Raw genomic sequence first — 15,023 nt, forward strand, 5'->3', positions numbered from 1 at the left:
ATGGCAGGCTTGTCCCGTGACCGAGATTGACGCAAAGATCGATGCTCTCGTCCCCGCCTGGCTCAACCTGCCCGACATCGCCGAACGGCTCGGCGTCGAGGTGACGCGCGTCCGGCAGCTCGTCAAGGAGGGCCAGGTGATCGCGGTGCGCCGTGGCGAGAACAGGGCGCTCCAGGTGCCCGCCGATTTCATCGGCGACGCCAAGGTCGTCAAGGGCCTGGCCGGCACCCTGACGCTCCTGCGGGACGACGGCTTCAGCGACGTGGAGATGCTGGAGTGGCTCTTCACCCCCGACCCGACCCTGCCGGGGACCCCGGCGCAGGCCCTGCGTGAGAATCGCGGCACGGAGGTGAAGCGCCGGGCTCAGGCGCTCGCCGTCTGACCCCGCCGGCCCGTCCGGGCCGCCGGCTGATCCGCCGCCTTTCGGCGGTCCCCCTGAGCCCGTATCAGCCTGTGGCAGTTCCCTCAGGCCGTACGGGCTCGCGGGGCCGTACGGACTGCATGGGCCGTACGGGGCGTATCAGCCGGGAATGTCCGCAGCCGCACAGCAATCACCTATCCAACCGCTCGGTGTACGGGCCGGGGCCGCGTGCCACGGTCCGTACACCGCCGACCCGGGGGGAAACTCGCCGCATGTCCGCCACAGGTGCCACAGACGCCGCTGATGCCGCAGCACTTTCGGGAGCCGCAGGCACCCCGGGGCCCGCGGGGAACTCCGAGGCTCCGGCGGCCCGCGACGCCCCTGGGGGCTCCGACGCTCCGGCGGTCCGCGGCGCCCCGGTGAGCGCGCGGGAGCGGCTCGCCGACGCCCGGCTCTACCTGTGCACCGACGCGCGCAAGCGCCAAGGCGACCTGCCCGAGTTCCTCGACGCCGTCCTCTCCTCGGGCGTCGACATCGTCCAGCTCCGGGACAAGGGCATGGAGGCGGGGGAGGAGCTGGAGCACCTGGCGGTCTTCGCCGCCGCGGCCCGCCGGCACGGCAAGCTCGTCGCCGTCAACGACCGCGCGGACGTCGCGCACGCCATCGGCTCCGACGTGCTGCACCTGGGCCAGGGCGACCTGCCGGTGCCGGCCGCGCGGGCGATCCTCGGCGCGGAGACGCTGATCGGCCGCTCCACCCACGCCGAGTCCGAGGCCGCCGCCGCGGCCGTCGAGCCGGGCGTGGACTACTTCTGCACGGGTCCCTGCTGGCCCACCCCGACCAAGCCCGGCCGGCACGCCCCCGGGCTGGCCCTGGTGCGGTACGCCGCCTCGCTCGCGACCGTACGGCCCTGGTTCGCGATCGGCGGCATCGACGGATCGAACCTGGACGAAGTGCTCGAAGCGGGCGCCCGGCGGGTCGTCGTGGTGCGCGCCATCACCGAGGCCGACGATCCGGGAGCCGCCGCGGCCGGGCTCGCCAAGCGCGTCCGCGCCTACGGAGCGTGATCACGAGGGGCGGCGTGGAGCCGCCCCGGGGCCTACCGATCGTCCGGGGGCTGGGCGAATGGTGTCCAAGGGGTGGACACGATCGTGGCGAAATCTCGGCTGAGGCGTGCCGAAAGCTCGCTGAAAGGGTCATAACGCGGGACAGGGTTGGGGGCCCGACGGGCCCCGGTTAACCTGCCCGTATGGCCCTTGGCACACCTTCCACCAGGACAGACCGCGCACGTACGGTGCGTGACCTGCTCGCCTCCGGTGAGCGCTCCTACTCATTCGAGTTCATGGCCCCGAAGACCGAGAAGGGCGAGCGGACACTGTGGAACGCCATCCGCCGGGTCGAGGCGGTCGCCCCCACCTTCGTCTCCGTGACCTACGGCGCGGGCGGCTCCTCGCGTGAGGGGACGGTGCGGGCCACCGAGCGGATCGCCACCGACACCACGCTCACCCCCGTCGCCCACCTCACCGCCGTCAACCACTCGCTGACCGAGCTGCGCAACGTCATCGGGCAGTACGCCGACGCCGGCATCCGCAACATGCTCGCCCTGCGCGGCGACCCGCCCGGCGATCCGCTCGGCGACTGGGTCCCGCACCCCGAGGGCGTCACCTACGCCGCCGAACTCGTACGGCTCATCAAGGAGTCCGGCGATTTCTGCGTCGGCGTCGCGGCCTACCCCGAAATGCACCCGCGCTCCACCGACTGGGACACCGATATCCGGCATTTCGTCGACAAGTGCCGCGCCGGGGCGGACTTCGCCATCACACAGATGTTCTTCAACGCCGAGGACTATCTCCGGCTGCGGGACCGCGTCGCGGCGGCGAGTTGTGCGACACCGATCATTCCGGAGATCATGCCGGTCACGAACGTCCGGCAGATCGAGCGGTTCGCACAGCTCAGCAATGCCGTGTTCCCGGCGGAGTTGGCGAACCGGATCCTCGCGGTGAAGGACGACCCGGCCGCTGTACGCTCAATCGGTATCGAGTACGCCACGGAGCTGTGCGCCCGGCTGATGGCTGAGGACATCCCCGGACTCCACTTCATCACCCTGAACCACTCCACGGCGACCCTGGAAATCTACGAGAATCTGGGACTGCATCAGCGGTCCTGACGGCCTGTCCGGCGAGCGGCGGCCGCACGAGAGGGGCGTATATGGGCTGGGCGGTCCTCTACATCGCGTTCGGCGCCGTCGCGCTCTGGCTGCTGAGCGAGGTGCTCCTGCAGCACAAGGCCCGGCTGCGCTGGCGGCTGCTCGCCTTCTTCGGCTTCCTCGGCGTGGTCGCCGGCGTGCTCATGCCCTCCGTGCCGGTCATCGCGGTCGGCGCCATCGCCTTCGCGGTCGGGCAGACCTATGTGACGCTCTCCTTCCGCCGCGGCTTCTCCGAGGGGTGGGCGATCGGCGGCCGGCCGTCCGTCAAGCGGCGGCGCAAGTCCTCCCGGTCCGCCCGGGCCGCCGAGCCCAAGCTCCAGGTCAGCGACGTCGAAGAGGAACCGGTCAAGGAAGCGGCCGAGGGCGCGGCGGCCGGGCGCGCGGGCGGGACCGGCGGCGGGAGTGGCGGGAGCGCCGCCGACGCGCCGCTGGTGGAGCAGACCGCGCAGATGCCGCCGATCGCCATGGCCGAGGACGCCTTCCCGGCCGCGCCGGCCCCGACGCCGGAGCACGTGCCGACTCCGGAGGCGGCGCCGATTCCGGAGTCGGCGCCGGAGCAGGTGCCGACCGGCCAGTACACCGGCTACGACCAGAACGGCTACGCCACCGGCCCCGCCGCCGCGGGCTACGGCACGTACGACGCCTACGCCGGCTACGCCCCCCAGGGCGACGGGACCGCTCAGGACCCCTACGCCGCCGGGCAGTTCGACTACGGCCAGCAGCAGTACGCCGCGTACTCCGACCCGTACATCGGCTCGGCCCAGCAGCCCTCGTACGACCCGTACGCGCCCTACGCCCCCCAGCAGAACGACGCGAGCGGCTACCCCGGCGGCTACGCCCCCCAGGCGTACGGCCCGGACGGCTACCCCGTGCCCCAGCAGCAGTACGACGCCGACACCCCGCCCGGCGGGGTCTGGGTGCCCCAGCAGCGCGGCCTCAACGCCCCCTACCCGCCCCCGGACCAGCAGCAGCCCGCGCCCTCCCCGTACGAACAGCAGCAGCCGGCCCCCGGCACGGGCCACGACACCGGCCATGGGTCGGGCCACGGCACGGGCTACGACGAGCGGTACCGCTACTGAGCGGCCGCCTTCCACTCCAAGAGGCGTGTACGAGCAGGGCGTTGGGCGCGCTCCGCTGACCCTCCTGGGCGACCGGCTCCGTGCTCCTCGCACCCGTGACCCGCCGCCCGTACGGGCGTTGGGGGCTTCGCCGGCCGCACGGCCCGTGGGGCGCGGGCCGCGCGGCTACTGGGAGCCGCGCCAGTCGGCTCCGTCCACGATCAGACCGGCCACCATCGCACCCGACATGCCCGCGTGGGCGAGGCCGCCGCCCGGGTGCGACCAGCCGCCCGCGAGGTACAGGCCCGGCAGCCGGGTCGCGTTGGCGGGGCGCAGGAACTCGCCGTCGGCACCGGCGAGTACGGGCCCGGGGACCGCGCCGTCCACCGCCCCGGTCTCGGCGGCGGTGTCCGCCGGCGTACGCACCGCGCGCCACAGCGTCCGGTCCCGCAGCCCGGGGACCGCCGCCTCGGCGACCGCCGCCAACCGGTCGGCGTATCTCTCCACCGCCTCGGCGTCCCGCCAGTCGACCGGGCCGTGCGGGGCGACGGCCGCCGTCAGCGTGACGGCCTCGTGGCCGTCGTCCGGGCGCGTGGTGGGGTCGTCCGGGCGCAGCACGGTCACCGTCGGCCGCTCGCAGGGCGTGCGCGCCCCGCGCGGGCGGCCGTCGCCGTCCCCGAAGACCCCCGCCAACTCGGCCGTACGGTCCGGGGCGTGGACGACCGTCCGGTGCGCCGCGCTCTCGGGGCGCGCGCCGCGCACCGCCAGGCAGACCGTGAACCGCCCGACGCCCCGGTCGCCTCCCGCGGCCCCCGCGTTCGGCTTCGGCCCCGCCCCCGGCCGTACGTCCTCTTCCTCCCAGGGGCCCGTCCCGCCGAGCATCGGGGCCAGCAGCGCGGGGTCGACGCCGCAGACCACGGAGTCCGCCGCCGCGACCGCCCCGTCCGCCAGCTCGACGCCCGCCGCACGGCCGTCCTTCTCGACGATCCGCGTCACCTCGGAGCCGAAGGAGAACTCCACCTTCCGCGCGCGGCACCGCTCGTACAGCGCGTCGGCCAGCGCCCGCATCCCGCCGCGCACGTACCAACTGCCGAACGTCTGCTCCAGATAAGGCAGCGCCGTGGCGCTCGCGGGCGCGCGCCGGGGGTCGAAGCCGTACGCCAGGGCGTAGCTCTCCAGGAGGGCGACGAGGCGCGGGTCCCGGAGCTCCCGCTTGCCGACGTCCGCCAGCATGGCCGGACCGGCGCCCCGGCGGAACAGCCCGCGCCTGCGGGGCGCCGGGTAGGGGTCGCGGCCCAGCACCCGCCAGTCCGGCCGCAGCGGCTCCTCCAGCAGCGGTCTGCGCGTCGCGTCCCACACCTCGCGCGCCCGGTTGACGAGATCGCTCCACCGCTCGCCCATGCCCGCGCCCACGGCCCCGTCCAGGGCCTGGACGACGCCCGCGCGCGAGGCGTTGGGCAGCGAGAGGACCGTGCCGTCCGGGAAGAGGTGCCGGCTCGCCGGGTCGACCTGGGACAGCTCGACGCTCTGCTCCAGCGACTCCTTGCCGGTCTTGACGAAGAGATCACGGTAGACCGCCGGGAGGTGCAGCAGCCCCGGCCCCGTATCGAAGGCGAAGCCGTCCCGCGCGAGCCGCCGCACGCCGCCGCCGTGCGTGTCCCCGCGCTCGTACACCGCCACCCGGTGGCCCGCGACGGCCAGCCTGGCGGCGGCCGCCATCGCGCCCATCCCGGCGCCGATCACCGCAATCCTTGCCATGCCCGTGACCTTATCCGCCGCCACTGACAACGCGGCCGGCCGCCGTGCTCGTGCGGGGCAGTCGGGGCCGGCGGGGCTGATGGGCCGGAGCGGGGGCTGTGGGGGTCAGCACTCACGTCTGAGTACAGGTACTCAGACGCCGAGATGAGTAGATACACGGATGGGCCCCGACCTGCACGGAAGAGAAAGTAGTGACCACGGAAAGGGCGCAGCGCCGAGACCGCCGACACGGGGCGGCGGAACCGGCGGGCGGCCTGGAAGGAAACGGTGGGGCACCACGGGGGAATCGCTGGTGCTCTGCCGGGAACGGGGGGTTCCACGGGGGAACGGGGGAACGCCGTGTTCCGGCGCGGACCGATGGGGGGATCGGTCCGCGCCGGAACAGCGTTGAAACGCCGCACCGTTGGTGAAGAGCCCCATCTTGAGGCCACGCGATTACCGCGGACTGCCGCCGATCCGCCCCTGCAACAGCCGGGACAGCGCCGCGTGCACGTCCTCCAGGGAGCGCTCCGGCTGGAAGGACTGCCAGTCCAGGGCGGCCACCAGGACCATGCCGAACAGCGCCGACGCCGTCAGCGGGATGTCGATCTCCTTGCTCAGCTCGCCCTCGGCCACCGCGTCCCGCAGCACGGACTCGATCACGGTTATCGCCTGCTGCCGCACCTGCATCAGGGTGGACTGCCAGGCCCGGTTGGTGCGCCACAGTTCGGCGACGTAGAGCTGGGTGAGCGAGGGGTAGCGGGCGATGAAGCCGAGCCCGGCCCGGATCATGGCGTCCAGCGCGTCGACCCTGCTGCCGCCGCGGGCCGCCGTCTCGTCGGCGGCCCGTTGCAGCGAGGTGCTGAGCAGTTCGATGCCGTGCCGCAGCAACTCCTCGAACAGCACGCTCTTGCTCGCGAAGTTGTAGTAGACCGTGCCCTTCGCCACCCCGGCCCGCTCGGCGATCTCGTCCACCGTCGTGGAGGAGAACCCCTGCTCCGCGATGAGGGTCACGGCCGCCTCGAAGAGCTTCCGCCGGGTCGTCTGCCGACGGGTGTCGCCCGGCGGCCGGGCCGGCATTCTCCGGATTGCTGCAGCGCTGCTGTCCATGGTGCCGATTCTGCCTGGCGCCGCCGCGCGCCTGGTCACAGGGACAGCCCCGGGCCGGCCGGTTCACGGACCACACCTGTTCGCGGCGGGCCGTCCCCTGAGCGGTAGTTTCCTCGCGTCCCAGGACCATGCCGTGTACGGGAGAGATATGACGCAGACCGCTGATCCCCAGTCCTTCGACCGGTTCGCCCTCGACTACGACCGCTTCGTGAGCCTCCTCCCGGGCCAGAACACCGCGTGGCTGCTCGGGCTCGGGCTGAGGGGCGAGCGGGCTCTGGACGCCGGCTGCGGGCCGGGGCACGCCGTCGCGGCCTTGGCGGACAGCTTCGGGGAAGTCGTCGGCCTGGACCTGAGCGGCCCGCTGATCGACATCGCCCGAGCGAAGAGGGCGCGGCCCAACGTGCGCTACGTGGTGGCGGACCTGTTCGACCTGGCCGACGCGGACGGCTTCGACCTGGTCTACAGCCATACGACGCTGCACCACCTGAAGGACTACCGCGCGGGACTGGAGCACCTGAAGAGCCTCGTACGGCCCGGCGGCACCGTCGCGCTGATCGACAACGTATGCGACCCGTACCCGACGCCGCCGCGCAGGGCGTACACCTGGCCGGCCCTGTGGAACTTCCCCGGCGAGATCCGGCGCGTGGGGCTCCGCGACGCGTGGTTCCAACTGCGCTTCTGGCACAGCCGGCCGTGGCTGGCGCACCTGCTCAGCGACCGCTACCTGTCGCGCGAGCGGTTCCGCGAGCTCTACGGGAGCGTCTTCCCCGGGGCCCGCTTCGACGATCTCGGCTTCGCCCTGGCCATGTCCTGGACGGCGCCGCCGAACGGGGGCGGCGACCGGTGACGAGCCGCCTCGCCTCCCGCCCGGCCGGGGCCGCGGGGGACCGGTGATTTCGGGGCGACCCAAGGGGTGTTCGTGCAGGTCAGGGCCGATTGTCAGTGGTGTGCCCCACGATGGGCACATACGGCGGTCATGCCACTACTCGACAGGCCGCCACACGACGACAGGAGGTTCGTCATGGCCGGTATCGCGAGCGACGTCCACCCCGTGCTGCGCCGCGCCGCGGCCCCGCCCGCCGCGCTCGACCTGCTGACCCAGGCCCACCAGGGACTGGCCGAGGCCGCCGACCTCGAAGCCCCCAACGAGCGGTACGCCACCGCCCACCTCGCCGCCCTGCGCACCGCCGCCGCCGTCCTGGCCGTCCGCGGCCGGCCCGAGACGACGCCGCGCCGCCGGCGGCGGATACGCAGCGCCTGGGAGGTGCTGCCCGAAGTCGCTCCGGAGCTGACCGAGTGGAGCGCGCTGTTCGCCGCGGGCGCGCCCCGCCGGGCCCGCGCGGAGGCCGGCATACCCGACGCGGCGAGCCGCCGCGACGCCGACGACCTGCTGCGAGACGCCGCCATGTTCCTGCGGCTGGTGGAGCGGATGCTGGTGCTCCAGCCCGCTCTGCCGCAGCAGGCGACGGTGGAGCGGAACAAGGCGGGCTGAGCCGTCGTGTCATGTCCCGGGCGGGCGGATTCCCCCGCGCGCGGCCCGGCCGCGGGCGCGCGGGGCGGGACGGGGCGGGCGCGCCGTAGGCAATAGGCTGGGGACGGCGCGGACGTCGGCGATTTCCGCCCTTCCGTCCGCCCGTTGCCCTCCAGCCGTTCCCGTCCGTCCGTTTCCGTCCATCTCTGCCCCTCCACCCGTTCCCCGCTATCCGTTTCCGTTTATCCGTCGCCGCCGAACCGGCGGCGACGCCGCGCCGAGGAGCCACCCGCCGTGTCAGACCCGCAGCGCCCCCGGGCGTCCCTCCGTACCGCCGTGGTCTGGGACGTCCTCAAAGACGCCTTGGACCGCAGGGGCAAGACCGCCGGGAACGGCGCGGCGGGCGCCCTCGACGTGCTGGACACCGGCGGCGGCACCGGCAACTTCGCCGTGCCCGTCGCCCGCCTCGGCCACCGCGTCACCGTCGTCGACCCCAGCCCCAACGCGCTCTTCGCCCTGGAGCGCCGGGCCGCCGAGGCCGGGGTCGCCGAGCGGGTCCGCGGCGTCCAGGGCGACGTCCACGGCCTCTTCGACGTCGTCGAGCGCGGCGGCTACGACGCCGTCCTGTGCCACGGCGTCCTGGAGTACGTGGAAGACCCCGCCGCCGGCCTGCGCAACGTCGTCGACGCGCTCCGGCCCGCCGGCACCCTCAGCCTGCTCGCCGCCGGACTGGGCGGCGCGGTGCTGGCCCGCGCCCTGGCCGGCCACTTCACCGAGGCCCGCCAGGCGCTCACCGACCCGGCCGGGCGCTGGGGCGAGGGGGACCCGGTGCCGCACCGCTTCACCGCCGAGACGCTCTCCGAGCTGATCGGCGAGGCCGGACTGGAGGTCGGCGCCATACACGGCGTCCGCGTCTTCGCCGACCTGGTGCCCGGCGTGCTGGTCGACACCGAGCCCGGCGCGATGGAGGCCCTGCTGCGCCTCGAAGCGGCGGTCGCCGAACTCCCCGCCTTCCACTCCGTCGCCACCCAGCTCCATGTACTGGCCGAGCGCGGCTGACCGTAGACCATCGGCCGCAGGCCACCCGATCAGCCGCTTCGCCCCGTATGATCGGGGTACACCGTCCGGCATGGCGGATCGGCGGGTGGGGAATGCACGTTCCGACGGTTTCGATTGTCACACTGGCAACGGTGAGTAATTGGCGCAGAGGGGCGGGTATCACGGGGGCGATTCCCTGCCTATCCTGAAAGGGTCGCACCCCGGTCGCCCCCCGCGACCGACGAGTAGGAGGACTCCGTGCCGCTCTCGGAGCACGAGCAGCGCATGCTCGAGCAGATGGAGCGAGCGCTGTACGCCGAAGATCCCAAATTCGCGACAGCGCTTGAGGGCAGCGGCCTGCGCACGTACACCCGGCGACGGGTCTACCAGGCGGTCGCGGGTTTTCTGGTGGGTATCGCGCTCCTCATGGCCGGAATGGTCGCCCAGCAGATCTGGATCAGCGTAGTGGGCTTCCTCGTCATGCTGGGGTGCGCGGTGCTCGCGGTCACGGGATGGCGCAAGGCGCCGAAACCGGGCGAGCAGCGGGCCTCATCAGGCGCCTCGGGCGGCACCGCCGCCCGCCGGCAGCCACGTCAGCGCCGGTCCATGATGGGGCGCATCGAGGAGCGCTGGCAGCGCCGCCGCGACGAACAGGGCCACTGAGCCCCGATATCTTCCACCGGGCGCGGCCCAGGACCCCGGTCCTGAGCCGCGCCCACGCGTTGCTCCAGCCGAGTCACGGCCGCCGCGGCCGGCCTCCCGGCCCAGCCGCCGGCCCCTCGGCTCACCGGCCCGTCGGCCTTTCGGCTCTCCAGCTCACCGGTTCCTGGCCTCTCGGCTCCTCGCCGCCCCGGCTCCTCCGCTCGTCGGTCTGGGCCCGTCGGCCCCTCGGCTCACCGACTTCCTCGGCCCCTCGGCCCGCCGGCGGCCGGTGCGCGCGCCCCTGCCGCAGGCGGCGGCCGCTCGGTTGCCCCCACCTGTCCGCCCGGCTGCCTGGCCGTCGGCGCACCAGCCCGTGGCCCTGGCCCGCCCCTCGTCCCGTCCGGCTGGACCTGGGCCTGGACCTGGACCTGGCCGGAGGGCTGCCCGTCACGCTCGCTGCCGTGAGAAGCGCAGCGCCGTCGTCGCCCGGCGGGTGAGGGAGGCGAGGCGGCCGGTGCGGAGCCGGGCGATCGCGGTGGTCCAGCGCCGGGAGAGCGCCCACGCGACGCGGATGGTCGAGCGCGGTGCCAGCAGCCCCCGCAGCCGGCCGGCCCGCCCGGCCGAGGCCCGCAGCCCGGTCCGTACGAGCTGGACGTCGGCCGCGAGCCCGCCGACCGGACGCGGGCGCGGCGCGTAGAGCACCTGCTCCACCGCCGCGGCCACCCGGTGCGCGGCCTCGGCCGCCGCGGTGTCCAGGCCGCCGAGCCGTACGATCCGGGCCGCGGCCTTGCGCGGGGTCTGCGAGTCGTCCGGCGGCACGCCGTAGTCCCAGCCGGAGTCGATGAGCTCCCGCCAGGCCGCGAGGGTGCGGTCCGCGCCGTCCCGCGGGGTGCGCCCGCCGGAGTCGCCGAGCCGCCGGGCCCGTACCCGGGTGCGCCACAGCATCGGGAGCGCCAGCGCCACCAGCGCCGCCAGGCCCACGGAGCCGCCCACGGCCGCGGTCGTCGACCGGCCGCCGTCGCCGGGGCCGCCGCCCGCCGGGTGCGCCGCGCCGCCGCACTCCCCGAGCCGTTTCGCCTGCGGCGGGCAGCTCTCGGCGGCCGACGCCCCGGCCGAGGGGGCCGCCGAGCGGCTGGGCACCGGCGTCGGGGTGCCGGGGTCCGTGCCGGACGGCGTCTGCGCGATCGTGTAGTCGGGCTGCGAGCCCCGGCTGGGCGTGGGCTCGAACCGGGTCCAGCCGACGCCCTCGAAATACAGCTCGGGCCACGCGTGCGCGTCCTTGGAGCCGACCGACATGGTGCCGTCGACCTGCGGGGTCCCCGGCGTGAAGCCGACCGCGACCCGCGCCGGGATGCCCAGCGTCCGCGCCATCGCCGCCATCGAGAACGAGAAATGGACGCAGAACCCCTCCTTGTCGTGGAGGAACTTCGTTATGGCGGTACTGCCGCTGCCCGACCGCACCTCGGTGTTGTACCGGAAGCCGCCGGTCGTGGAGAACCACTCCTGGAGCTTCACGGCCTGCCCGTACGCGGTCGTGGCCCCCGCCGTCACCTTCTTCGCCTGGTCGCGGACCGTGGACGGCAGCGAGCCCGGCACCTTCGTGTACTCGTCCAGGAGCCGCTTCGACGGCGCGGGCGCCGCCGCCAACTGGGAGCTCGTCGGCTGCACCAGCAGGCTCGACACCTGATAGCGCGAGCCCCGCGTGGTCTGCCCGTGGTCACCGACCAGGGTCCGCCCCTCGGGCTCGAACCGCCAGCGCCCGCCGACCGACACCCGCGTGGCCGGGTAGGGGAGCGGCAGATAGGTCTGGCCGTAGGTCTCGGCGGCCACGACGGAGGTGTTGACGGTGTCCGTGCGGACCTCGGGCGAGAGCCCGGACGGCGTGGGCAGCGGGTCCGGCACATCGGTGATGTGCCGCTCGGACGCCTTCCAGGACGAGCCGTCGAACTGGTCCAGGGCCACGATCCGCAGATACATGTTCTGGGTGTCGCTCGTCGACGTGCGGTACCGCAGCACCTCGTGGTTCTCGGGCTGGTTGAGGCTGTTCTGGAGCGAGACCAGTGGATTCACCGCCGAGATCGTCCCGCCGCCGGCGTCCTGGCTGCCGCCGGCCCCCCGGGACCCCAGCAGGCCGTCGTCCATCGTCGGCAGCACCGCGGGCACCGCCAGCGCGATGCCCAGCGCGAGCGCGCCGATCCGCCGCCCCGTACGGACCGGGGCGAGGGCGGTGCCGCCCGCCCCGGGGCCCAGGGTGCTGCTCGGGCCGGTGGGGCGCCGCGCGCCGCCCCCGGCGAAGACCCGCCCCCACTGGGAGAGCCGGTCCCGCCCCTCGGCGAGGAGCAGCAGCAGGAAGCCGCCGGCCGCCGCCAGGAACCACAGCCAGTCGGCGCCGCCCTTGGCCATCCCCGCCGCGACCGAGTACAGCGCGAGGAGCGGCAGCCCGGCGGGCGCGGCGCTGCGGTACGTGACGGCGAGCGCGTCCACCGCCAGCCCCACCACCAGCACGCCGCCGACCAGCAGCAGCCTGATACCCTCCGTCGTCGGAGCCGGTATGGCGTACCGCCCGACGTCGTCGGCGCCCTCCCGCAGCAACTGCCCGAACTCGTGGAAGACCTCCGGGCCGGGCAGCAGCCCCCCGACCGCCTCGCTCTGCGCGAAGACCAGGGTGAGCAGCAGCAGCCCGACGGCCGCCTGCACCAGCACCGTCAGCGCCCGGGCCAGCGGCACCCGGCGGGCCAGCGCGCCCACCGAGCTCTGGATCAGCACGAGGAGCGCGGCCTGCAGGAACCATGTCGCGTGGTCGACCAGCGGGAGCAGCGCGCAGGACGCGGCCAGCGTCGCCACCGCCGCGCACACCGCGAGCCGGGCGCGTCCACTCATGACCAGCTCCCTGCCGTCGTGCCGTCCTGCTCCGAGGTCCCGCTCGTGCGGGCGCGCTGCTGGTCGGCCCGGCGCCACAGCGCGGCCAGTGACGCCCCCGGCTCCACGGGCAGCGCCGTCCACCCCGCCTCGCGCAGCATCCGCAGCCGGTCCTCCAGCTCCTCGGCGTCGCCGCCGCGCACGTCCCGCGCCCAGGACGGCGAGTCGAGGAGGAAGGCGACCGCCGGGCCGCCGCGCTGCCGCATCCGCCCGGCGAGCGCCGCCTGCTCCTCGTCGAGGTCGCCGAAGAACGCGATGAGCAGCCCCTCGCCGCCGCCGCGCAGCGTGTCGTAGGCGGGGGACAGGGTCTCGCCCTCGGAGTGGTCCACCACCGCCAGGGTGTCCAGGACCAGCCCCGCCGCGTCCGCGGAGTCATGGGCGGAGCCCGCGTACCCGCCCATGCCGTCGGGGCCGGGGACCGAGTCGCCGGTGTCGGTCAGCAGCCGCACCGAGAAGCCCCGCTCCAGCAGGTGCACGGAGGTCGAGGCGGCGGCGGAGACCGCCCACTCGAAGGCCGAGTCGGGCCCTGCCCCCTGGAAGGCGATGCCGCGGGTGTCCAGCAGCACCGTGCAGTGGGCGCGCCGCGGCTGCTCCTCGCGGCGCACCATCAGCTCGCCGTAGCGGGCGGTGGAGCGCCAGTGCACCCGGCGCAGATCGTCGCCGTGGCGGTATTCGCGGGGGATGACATCGTCCTCGCCGGCCAGGGCGACGGACCGCAGCCGCCCGTCGCCGTATCCGGCGGCCTCGCCCGCGAGGCGCACCGCGGGCAGCGGCTCGACGCGCGGCACGACGGTCAGCGTGTCGTACGTGCTGAAGGCGCGGGTCAGCTCGCACATCCCGAACGGGTCGGTGAGCCGGAGCTGCAACGGCCCCAGCGGATAGCGCCCGCGCAGGTCCGAGCGGACCCGGTAGGAGACCTCGCGCCGGCCGCCCGCCTCCACCCGGTCGAGCACGAAGCGCGGCCGGGGCCCGAGCACGTACGGCACCCGGTCCTGGAGCATCAGCAGGCCGGTGGGCAGCCGCGAGACATTGTCGATCCGCAGATGCACGCGGGCCTCGGCGGCGGCGGGCACCCGGGCGGGCGACAGCCGCCGGCCGCCCGCGACCCGGTGCCGGGTGCGGTGCAGCACGACCACGCAGACCAGCGGCAGCACCGCGAGCAGCAGGCCGACCCGCAGCAGGTCGGACTGGCCGAGCACGTACGAGCAGACGGCGGCGGCCACGCCCGCGGCCAGGAACGACCGGCCGCGCGTGGTCAGGCCGGCGAGCGCCGACCGCAGGCCGCCGCCGTCGCCCACGTCGGCCTCCGCCGCTCCCGCGGACCCCCCGGGCCGCATCACAGCCGCCGGGAGCCCGGCGGCTGCCCGCCGTACGCCGGGGGCGCCGGCGGCATCGGCGGCGCCCCCCGGTGCTCGGCGGTGGGCACCGGGGTGCGCTGCAGGATGTCGGCCACGACCTGCTCGGCCGTGCGCCGGTTGAGCTGGGCCTGCGCGGTGGGCAGCAGCCGGTGCGCGAGCACCGCGACGGCGAGCGCCTGCACGTCGTCGGGGAGGGCGAACTCCCGGCCCTCCAGCGCCGCCGCGGCCTTGGCGGCCCGCAGCAGATGCAGCGTCGCGCGCGGCGACGCGCCGAGTCTGAGGTCCGGGTGCCGGCGCGTGGCGGCGACGAGGTCCACCGCGTACCGCCGCACGGAGTCCGCCACGTGGACGGTGCGGACCGCTTCGACGAGCTTGATGATCTCGTGCGCGTGCGCCACCGGCTGGAGGTCGTCCAGGGGGGACGCGCCGCCGTGCACGTCCAGCATCTGAAGCTCGGCCTCCGGGCTCGGGTAGCCGATGGAGACCCGGGCCATGAACCGGTCGCGCTGCGCCTCCGGGAGCGGGTACGTGCCCTCCATCTCGACCGGGTTCTGCGTGGCCACCACCATGAAGGGGCTCGGGAGCTGGTACGTCTGCCCGTCGATGGTGACCTGCCGCTCCTCCATCGACTCCAGCAGCGCCGACTGGGTCTTGGGGGAGGCGCGGTTGATCTCGTCGCCGATCACGATCTGGGCGAAGATCGCGCCCGGTTTGAACTCGAAGTCGCGCCGCTGCTGGTCGTAGACGCTCACGCCCGTGATGTCGGACGGCAGCAGGTCCGGCGTGAACTGGATGCGCCGCACCGAGCAGTCGATGGACCGCGCCAGCGCCTTGGCGAGCATCGTCTTGCCCACCCCCGGCACGTCCTCGATGAGCAGATGGCCCTCGGCCATCAGCACCGTCAGCGAAAGCCGTACGACCTCCGGCTTGCCCTCGATCACGCCCTCCACCGACCTGCGGATACGCTCCGCCGTGGTGGTCAGATCGCTGAGGCTCGCTCGCTCGTCATAGGTCGTCACCCGGCCCTCCTCGGCCCGCTCTCAAAGCCCTGGTCCTCCGTACGGACCGGCCCACCCCGAATGCGCGGCCCCAGCGCCCCGCACCGGCGGAGCGCTGGACCACG

General features: G+C 74.5%; 13 protein-coding genes. 8 read left to right on the top strand and 5 right to left on the bottom strand.

Translation table 11 applies throughout. The features are described 5' to 3' along the window. Positions 1-16: 16 nt before the first annotated feature. The 4 genes from IF55_RS22350 to IF55_RS22365 all read left to right on the top strand — a co-directional run bounded on the left by IF55_RS22350 (position 17) and on the right by IF55_RS22365 (position 3,646). Positions 17-382: an Rv2175c family DNA-binding protein gene (locus IF55_RS22350; protein ID WP_030883623.1), complete on the top strand. Its 366-nt coding sequence runs from the start codon at positions 17-19 to the stop codon at positions 380-382. Positions 383-633: 251 nt separating this feature from the next. Beyond that, entirely contained in the window at positions 634-1,428 is a 795-nt protein-coding gene (thiE, locus tag IF55_RS22355) for a thiamine phosphate synthase (protein ID WP_106980447.1), read from the top strand. A 182-nt stretch (positions 1,429-1,610) separates the two neighbouring features. Continuing rightward, positions 1,611-2,528: a methylenetetrahydrofolate reductase [NAD(P)H] gene (metF, locus tag IF55_RS22360; RefSeq protein ID WP_030883619.1), complete on the top strand. Its 918-nt coding sequence runs from the start codon at positions 1,611-1,613 to the stop codon at positions 2,526-2,528. A 41-nt stretch (positions 2,529-2,569) separates the two neighbouring features. Continuing rightward, positions 2,570-3,646, top strand: coding sequence for a hypothetical protein (locus tag IF55_RS22365; protein ID WP_030883615.1), 1,077 nt, complete (start codon positions 2,570-2,572; stop codon positions 3,644-3,646). Between the two features lie 165 nt (positions 3,647-3,811). Here the strand turns inward: IF55_RS22365 and IF55_RS22370 are convergent, their stop codons facing one another. Both IF55_RS22370 and IF55_RS22375 read right to left on the bottom strand, forming a co-directional pair. Continuing rightward, positions 3,812-5,383: a phytoene desaturase family protein gene (locus tag IF55_RS22370; protein ID WP_063764021.1), complete on the bottom strand. Its 1,572-nt coding sequence runs from the start codon at positions 5,381-5,383 to the stop codon at positions 3,812-3,814. A gap of 435 nt (positions 5,384-5,818) precedes the next feature. Continuing rightward, positions 5,819-6,472: a TetR/AcrR family transcriptional regulator gene (locus IF55_RS22375; protein WP_078644966.1), complete on the bottom strand. Its 654-nt coding sequence runs from the start codon at positions 6,470-6,472 to the stop codon at positions 5,819-5,821. A gap of 148 nt (positions 6,473-6,620) precedes the next feature. Between IF55_RS22375 and IF55_RS22380 the strand changes: the two genes are divergently transcribed. The 4 genes from IF55_RS22380 (at position 6,621) to IF55_RS22395 (ending at position 9,644) form a co-directional block, all read left to right on the top strand. After that, on the top strand, positions 6,621-7,319 hold the full coding sequence (locus IF55_RS22380; RefSeq protein WP_030883604.1) for a class I SAM-dependent methyltransferase: 699 nt from the start codon (positions 6,621-6,623) through the stop codon (positions 7,317-7,319). Between the two features lie 174 nt (positions 7,320-7,493). Continuing rightward, the gene (locus tag IF55_RS22385; RefSeq protein WP_030883601.1) at positions 7,494-7,964 is read left to right on the top strand and encodes an SAV_6107 family HEPN domain-containing protein; all 471 of its coding nucleotides are present in this window, start codon (positions 7,494-7,496) and stop codon (positions 7,962-7,964) included. 273 nt (positions 7,965-8,237) lie between these two features. Next, positions 8,238-9,002: a methyltransferase gene (locus IF55_RS22390; RefSeq protein ID WP_030883597.1), complete on the top strand. Its 765-nt coding sequence runs from the start codon at positions 8,238-8,240 to the stop codon at positions 9,000-9,002. 237 nt (positions 9,003-9,239) lie between these two features. After that, the gene (locus IF55_RS22395) at positions 9,240-9,644 is read left to right on the top strand and encodes a DUF3040 domain-containing protein (protein WP_030883594.1); all 405 of its coding nucleotides are present in this window, start codon (positions 9,240-9,242) and stop codon (positions 9,642-9,644) included. A gap of 426 nt (positions 9,645-10,070) precedes the next feature. Here the strand turns inward: IF55_RS22395 and IF55_RS22400 are convergent, their stop codons facing one another. Genes IF55_RS22400 through IF55_RS22410 form a run of 3 tightly spaced genes read right to left on the bottom strand, consistent with a single transcriptional unit; the run spans position 10,071 to position 14,919 of the window. Beyond that, a complete protein-coding gene (locus IF55_RS22400; RefSeq protein WP_037965403.1) occupies positions 10,071-12,503 on the bottom strand; it encodes a transglutaminase TgpA family protein in 2,433 nt (810 codons plus the stop codon). Further along, positions 12,500-13,879, bottom strand: coding sequence for a DUF58 domain-containing protein (locus IF55_RS22405; protein WP_030883586.1), 1,380 nt, complete (start codon positions 13,877-13,879; stop codon positions 12,500-12,502). The genes IF55_RS22400 and IF55_RS22405 overlap by 4 nt, the downstream gene beginning before the upstream one ends. Next, complete coding sequence (locus IF55_RS22410) at positions 13,879-14,919, bottom strand: AAA family ATPase (RefSeq protein ID WP_030883584.1); 1,041 nt, start codon at positions 14,917-14,919, stop codon at positions 13,879-13,881. Before IF55_RS22410 ends, IF55_RS22405 begins: the two co-directional genes overlap by 1 nt. Positions 14,920-15,023 lie beyond the last annotated feature (104 nt).

The sequence above is a fragment of the Streptomyces varsoviensis genome (assembly GCF_000718635.1).
GTDB classification, from domain to species: Bacteria; Actinomycetota; Actinomycetes; order Streptomycetales; family Streptomycetaceae; genus Streptomyces; species Streptomyces varsoviensis.

Excerpts from the sequence above, each read along its gene's own strand:
- IF55_RS22370 (WP_063764021.1), bottom strand. The coding sequence starts at position 5,383 with ATGGCAAGGATTGCGGTGATCGGCGCCGGGATGGGCGCGATGGCGGCC.
- metF (WP_030883619.1), top strand. The coding sequence starts at position 1,611 with ATGGCCCTTGGCACACCTTCCACCAGGACAGACCGCGCACGTACGGTG.
- IF55_RS22385 (WP_030883601.1), top strand. The coding sequence starts at position 7,494 with ATGGCCGGTATCGCGAGCGACGTCCACCCCGTGCTGCGCCGCGCCGCG.
- thiE (WP_106980447.1), top strand. The coding sequence starts at position 634 with ATGTCCGCCACAGGTGCCACAGACGCCGCTGATGCCGCAGCACTTTCG.
- IF55_RS22405 (WP_030883586.1), bottom strand. The coding sequence starts at position 13,879 with ATGCGGCCCGGGGGGTCCGCGGGAGCGGCGGAGGCCGACGTGGGCGAC.
- IF55_RS22365 (WP_030883615.1), top strand. The coding sequence starts at position 2,570 with ATGGGCTGGGCGGTCCTCTACATCGCGTTCGGCGCCGTCGCGCTCTGG.
- IF55_RS22380 (WP_030883604.1), top strand. The coding sequence starts at position 6,621 with ATGACGCAGACCGCTGATCCCCAGTCCTTCGACCGGTTCGCCCTCGAC.
- IF55_RS22400 (WP_037965403.1), bottom strand. The coding sequence starts at position 12,503 with ATGAGTGGACGCGCCCGGCTCGCGGTGTGCGCGGCGGTGGCGACGCTG.
- IF55_RS22375 (WP_078644966.1), bottom strand. The coding sequence starts at position 6,472 with ATGGACAGCAGCGCTGCAGCAATCCGGAGAATGCCGGCCCGGCCGCCG.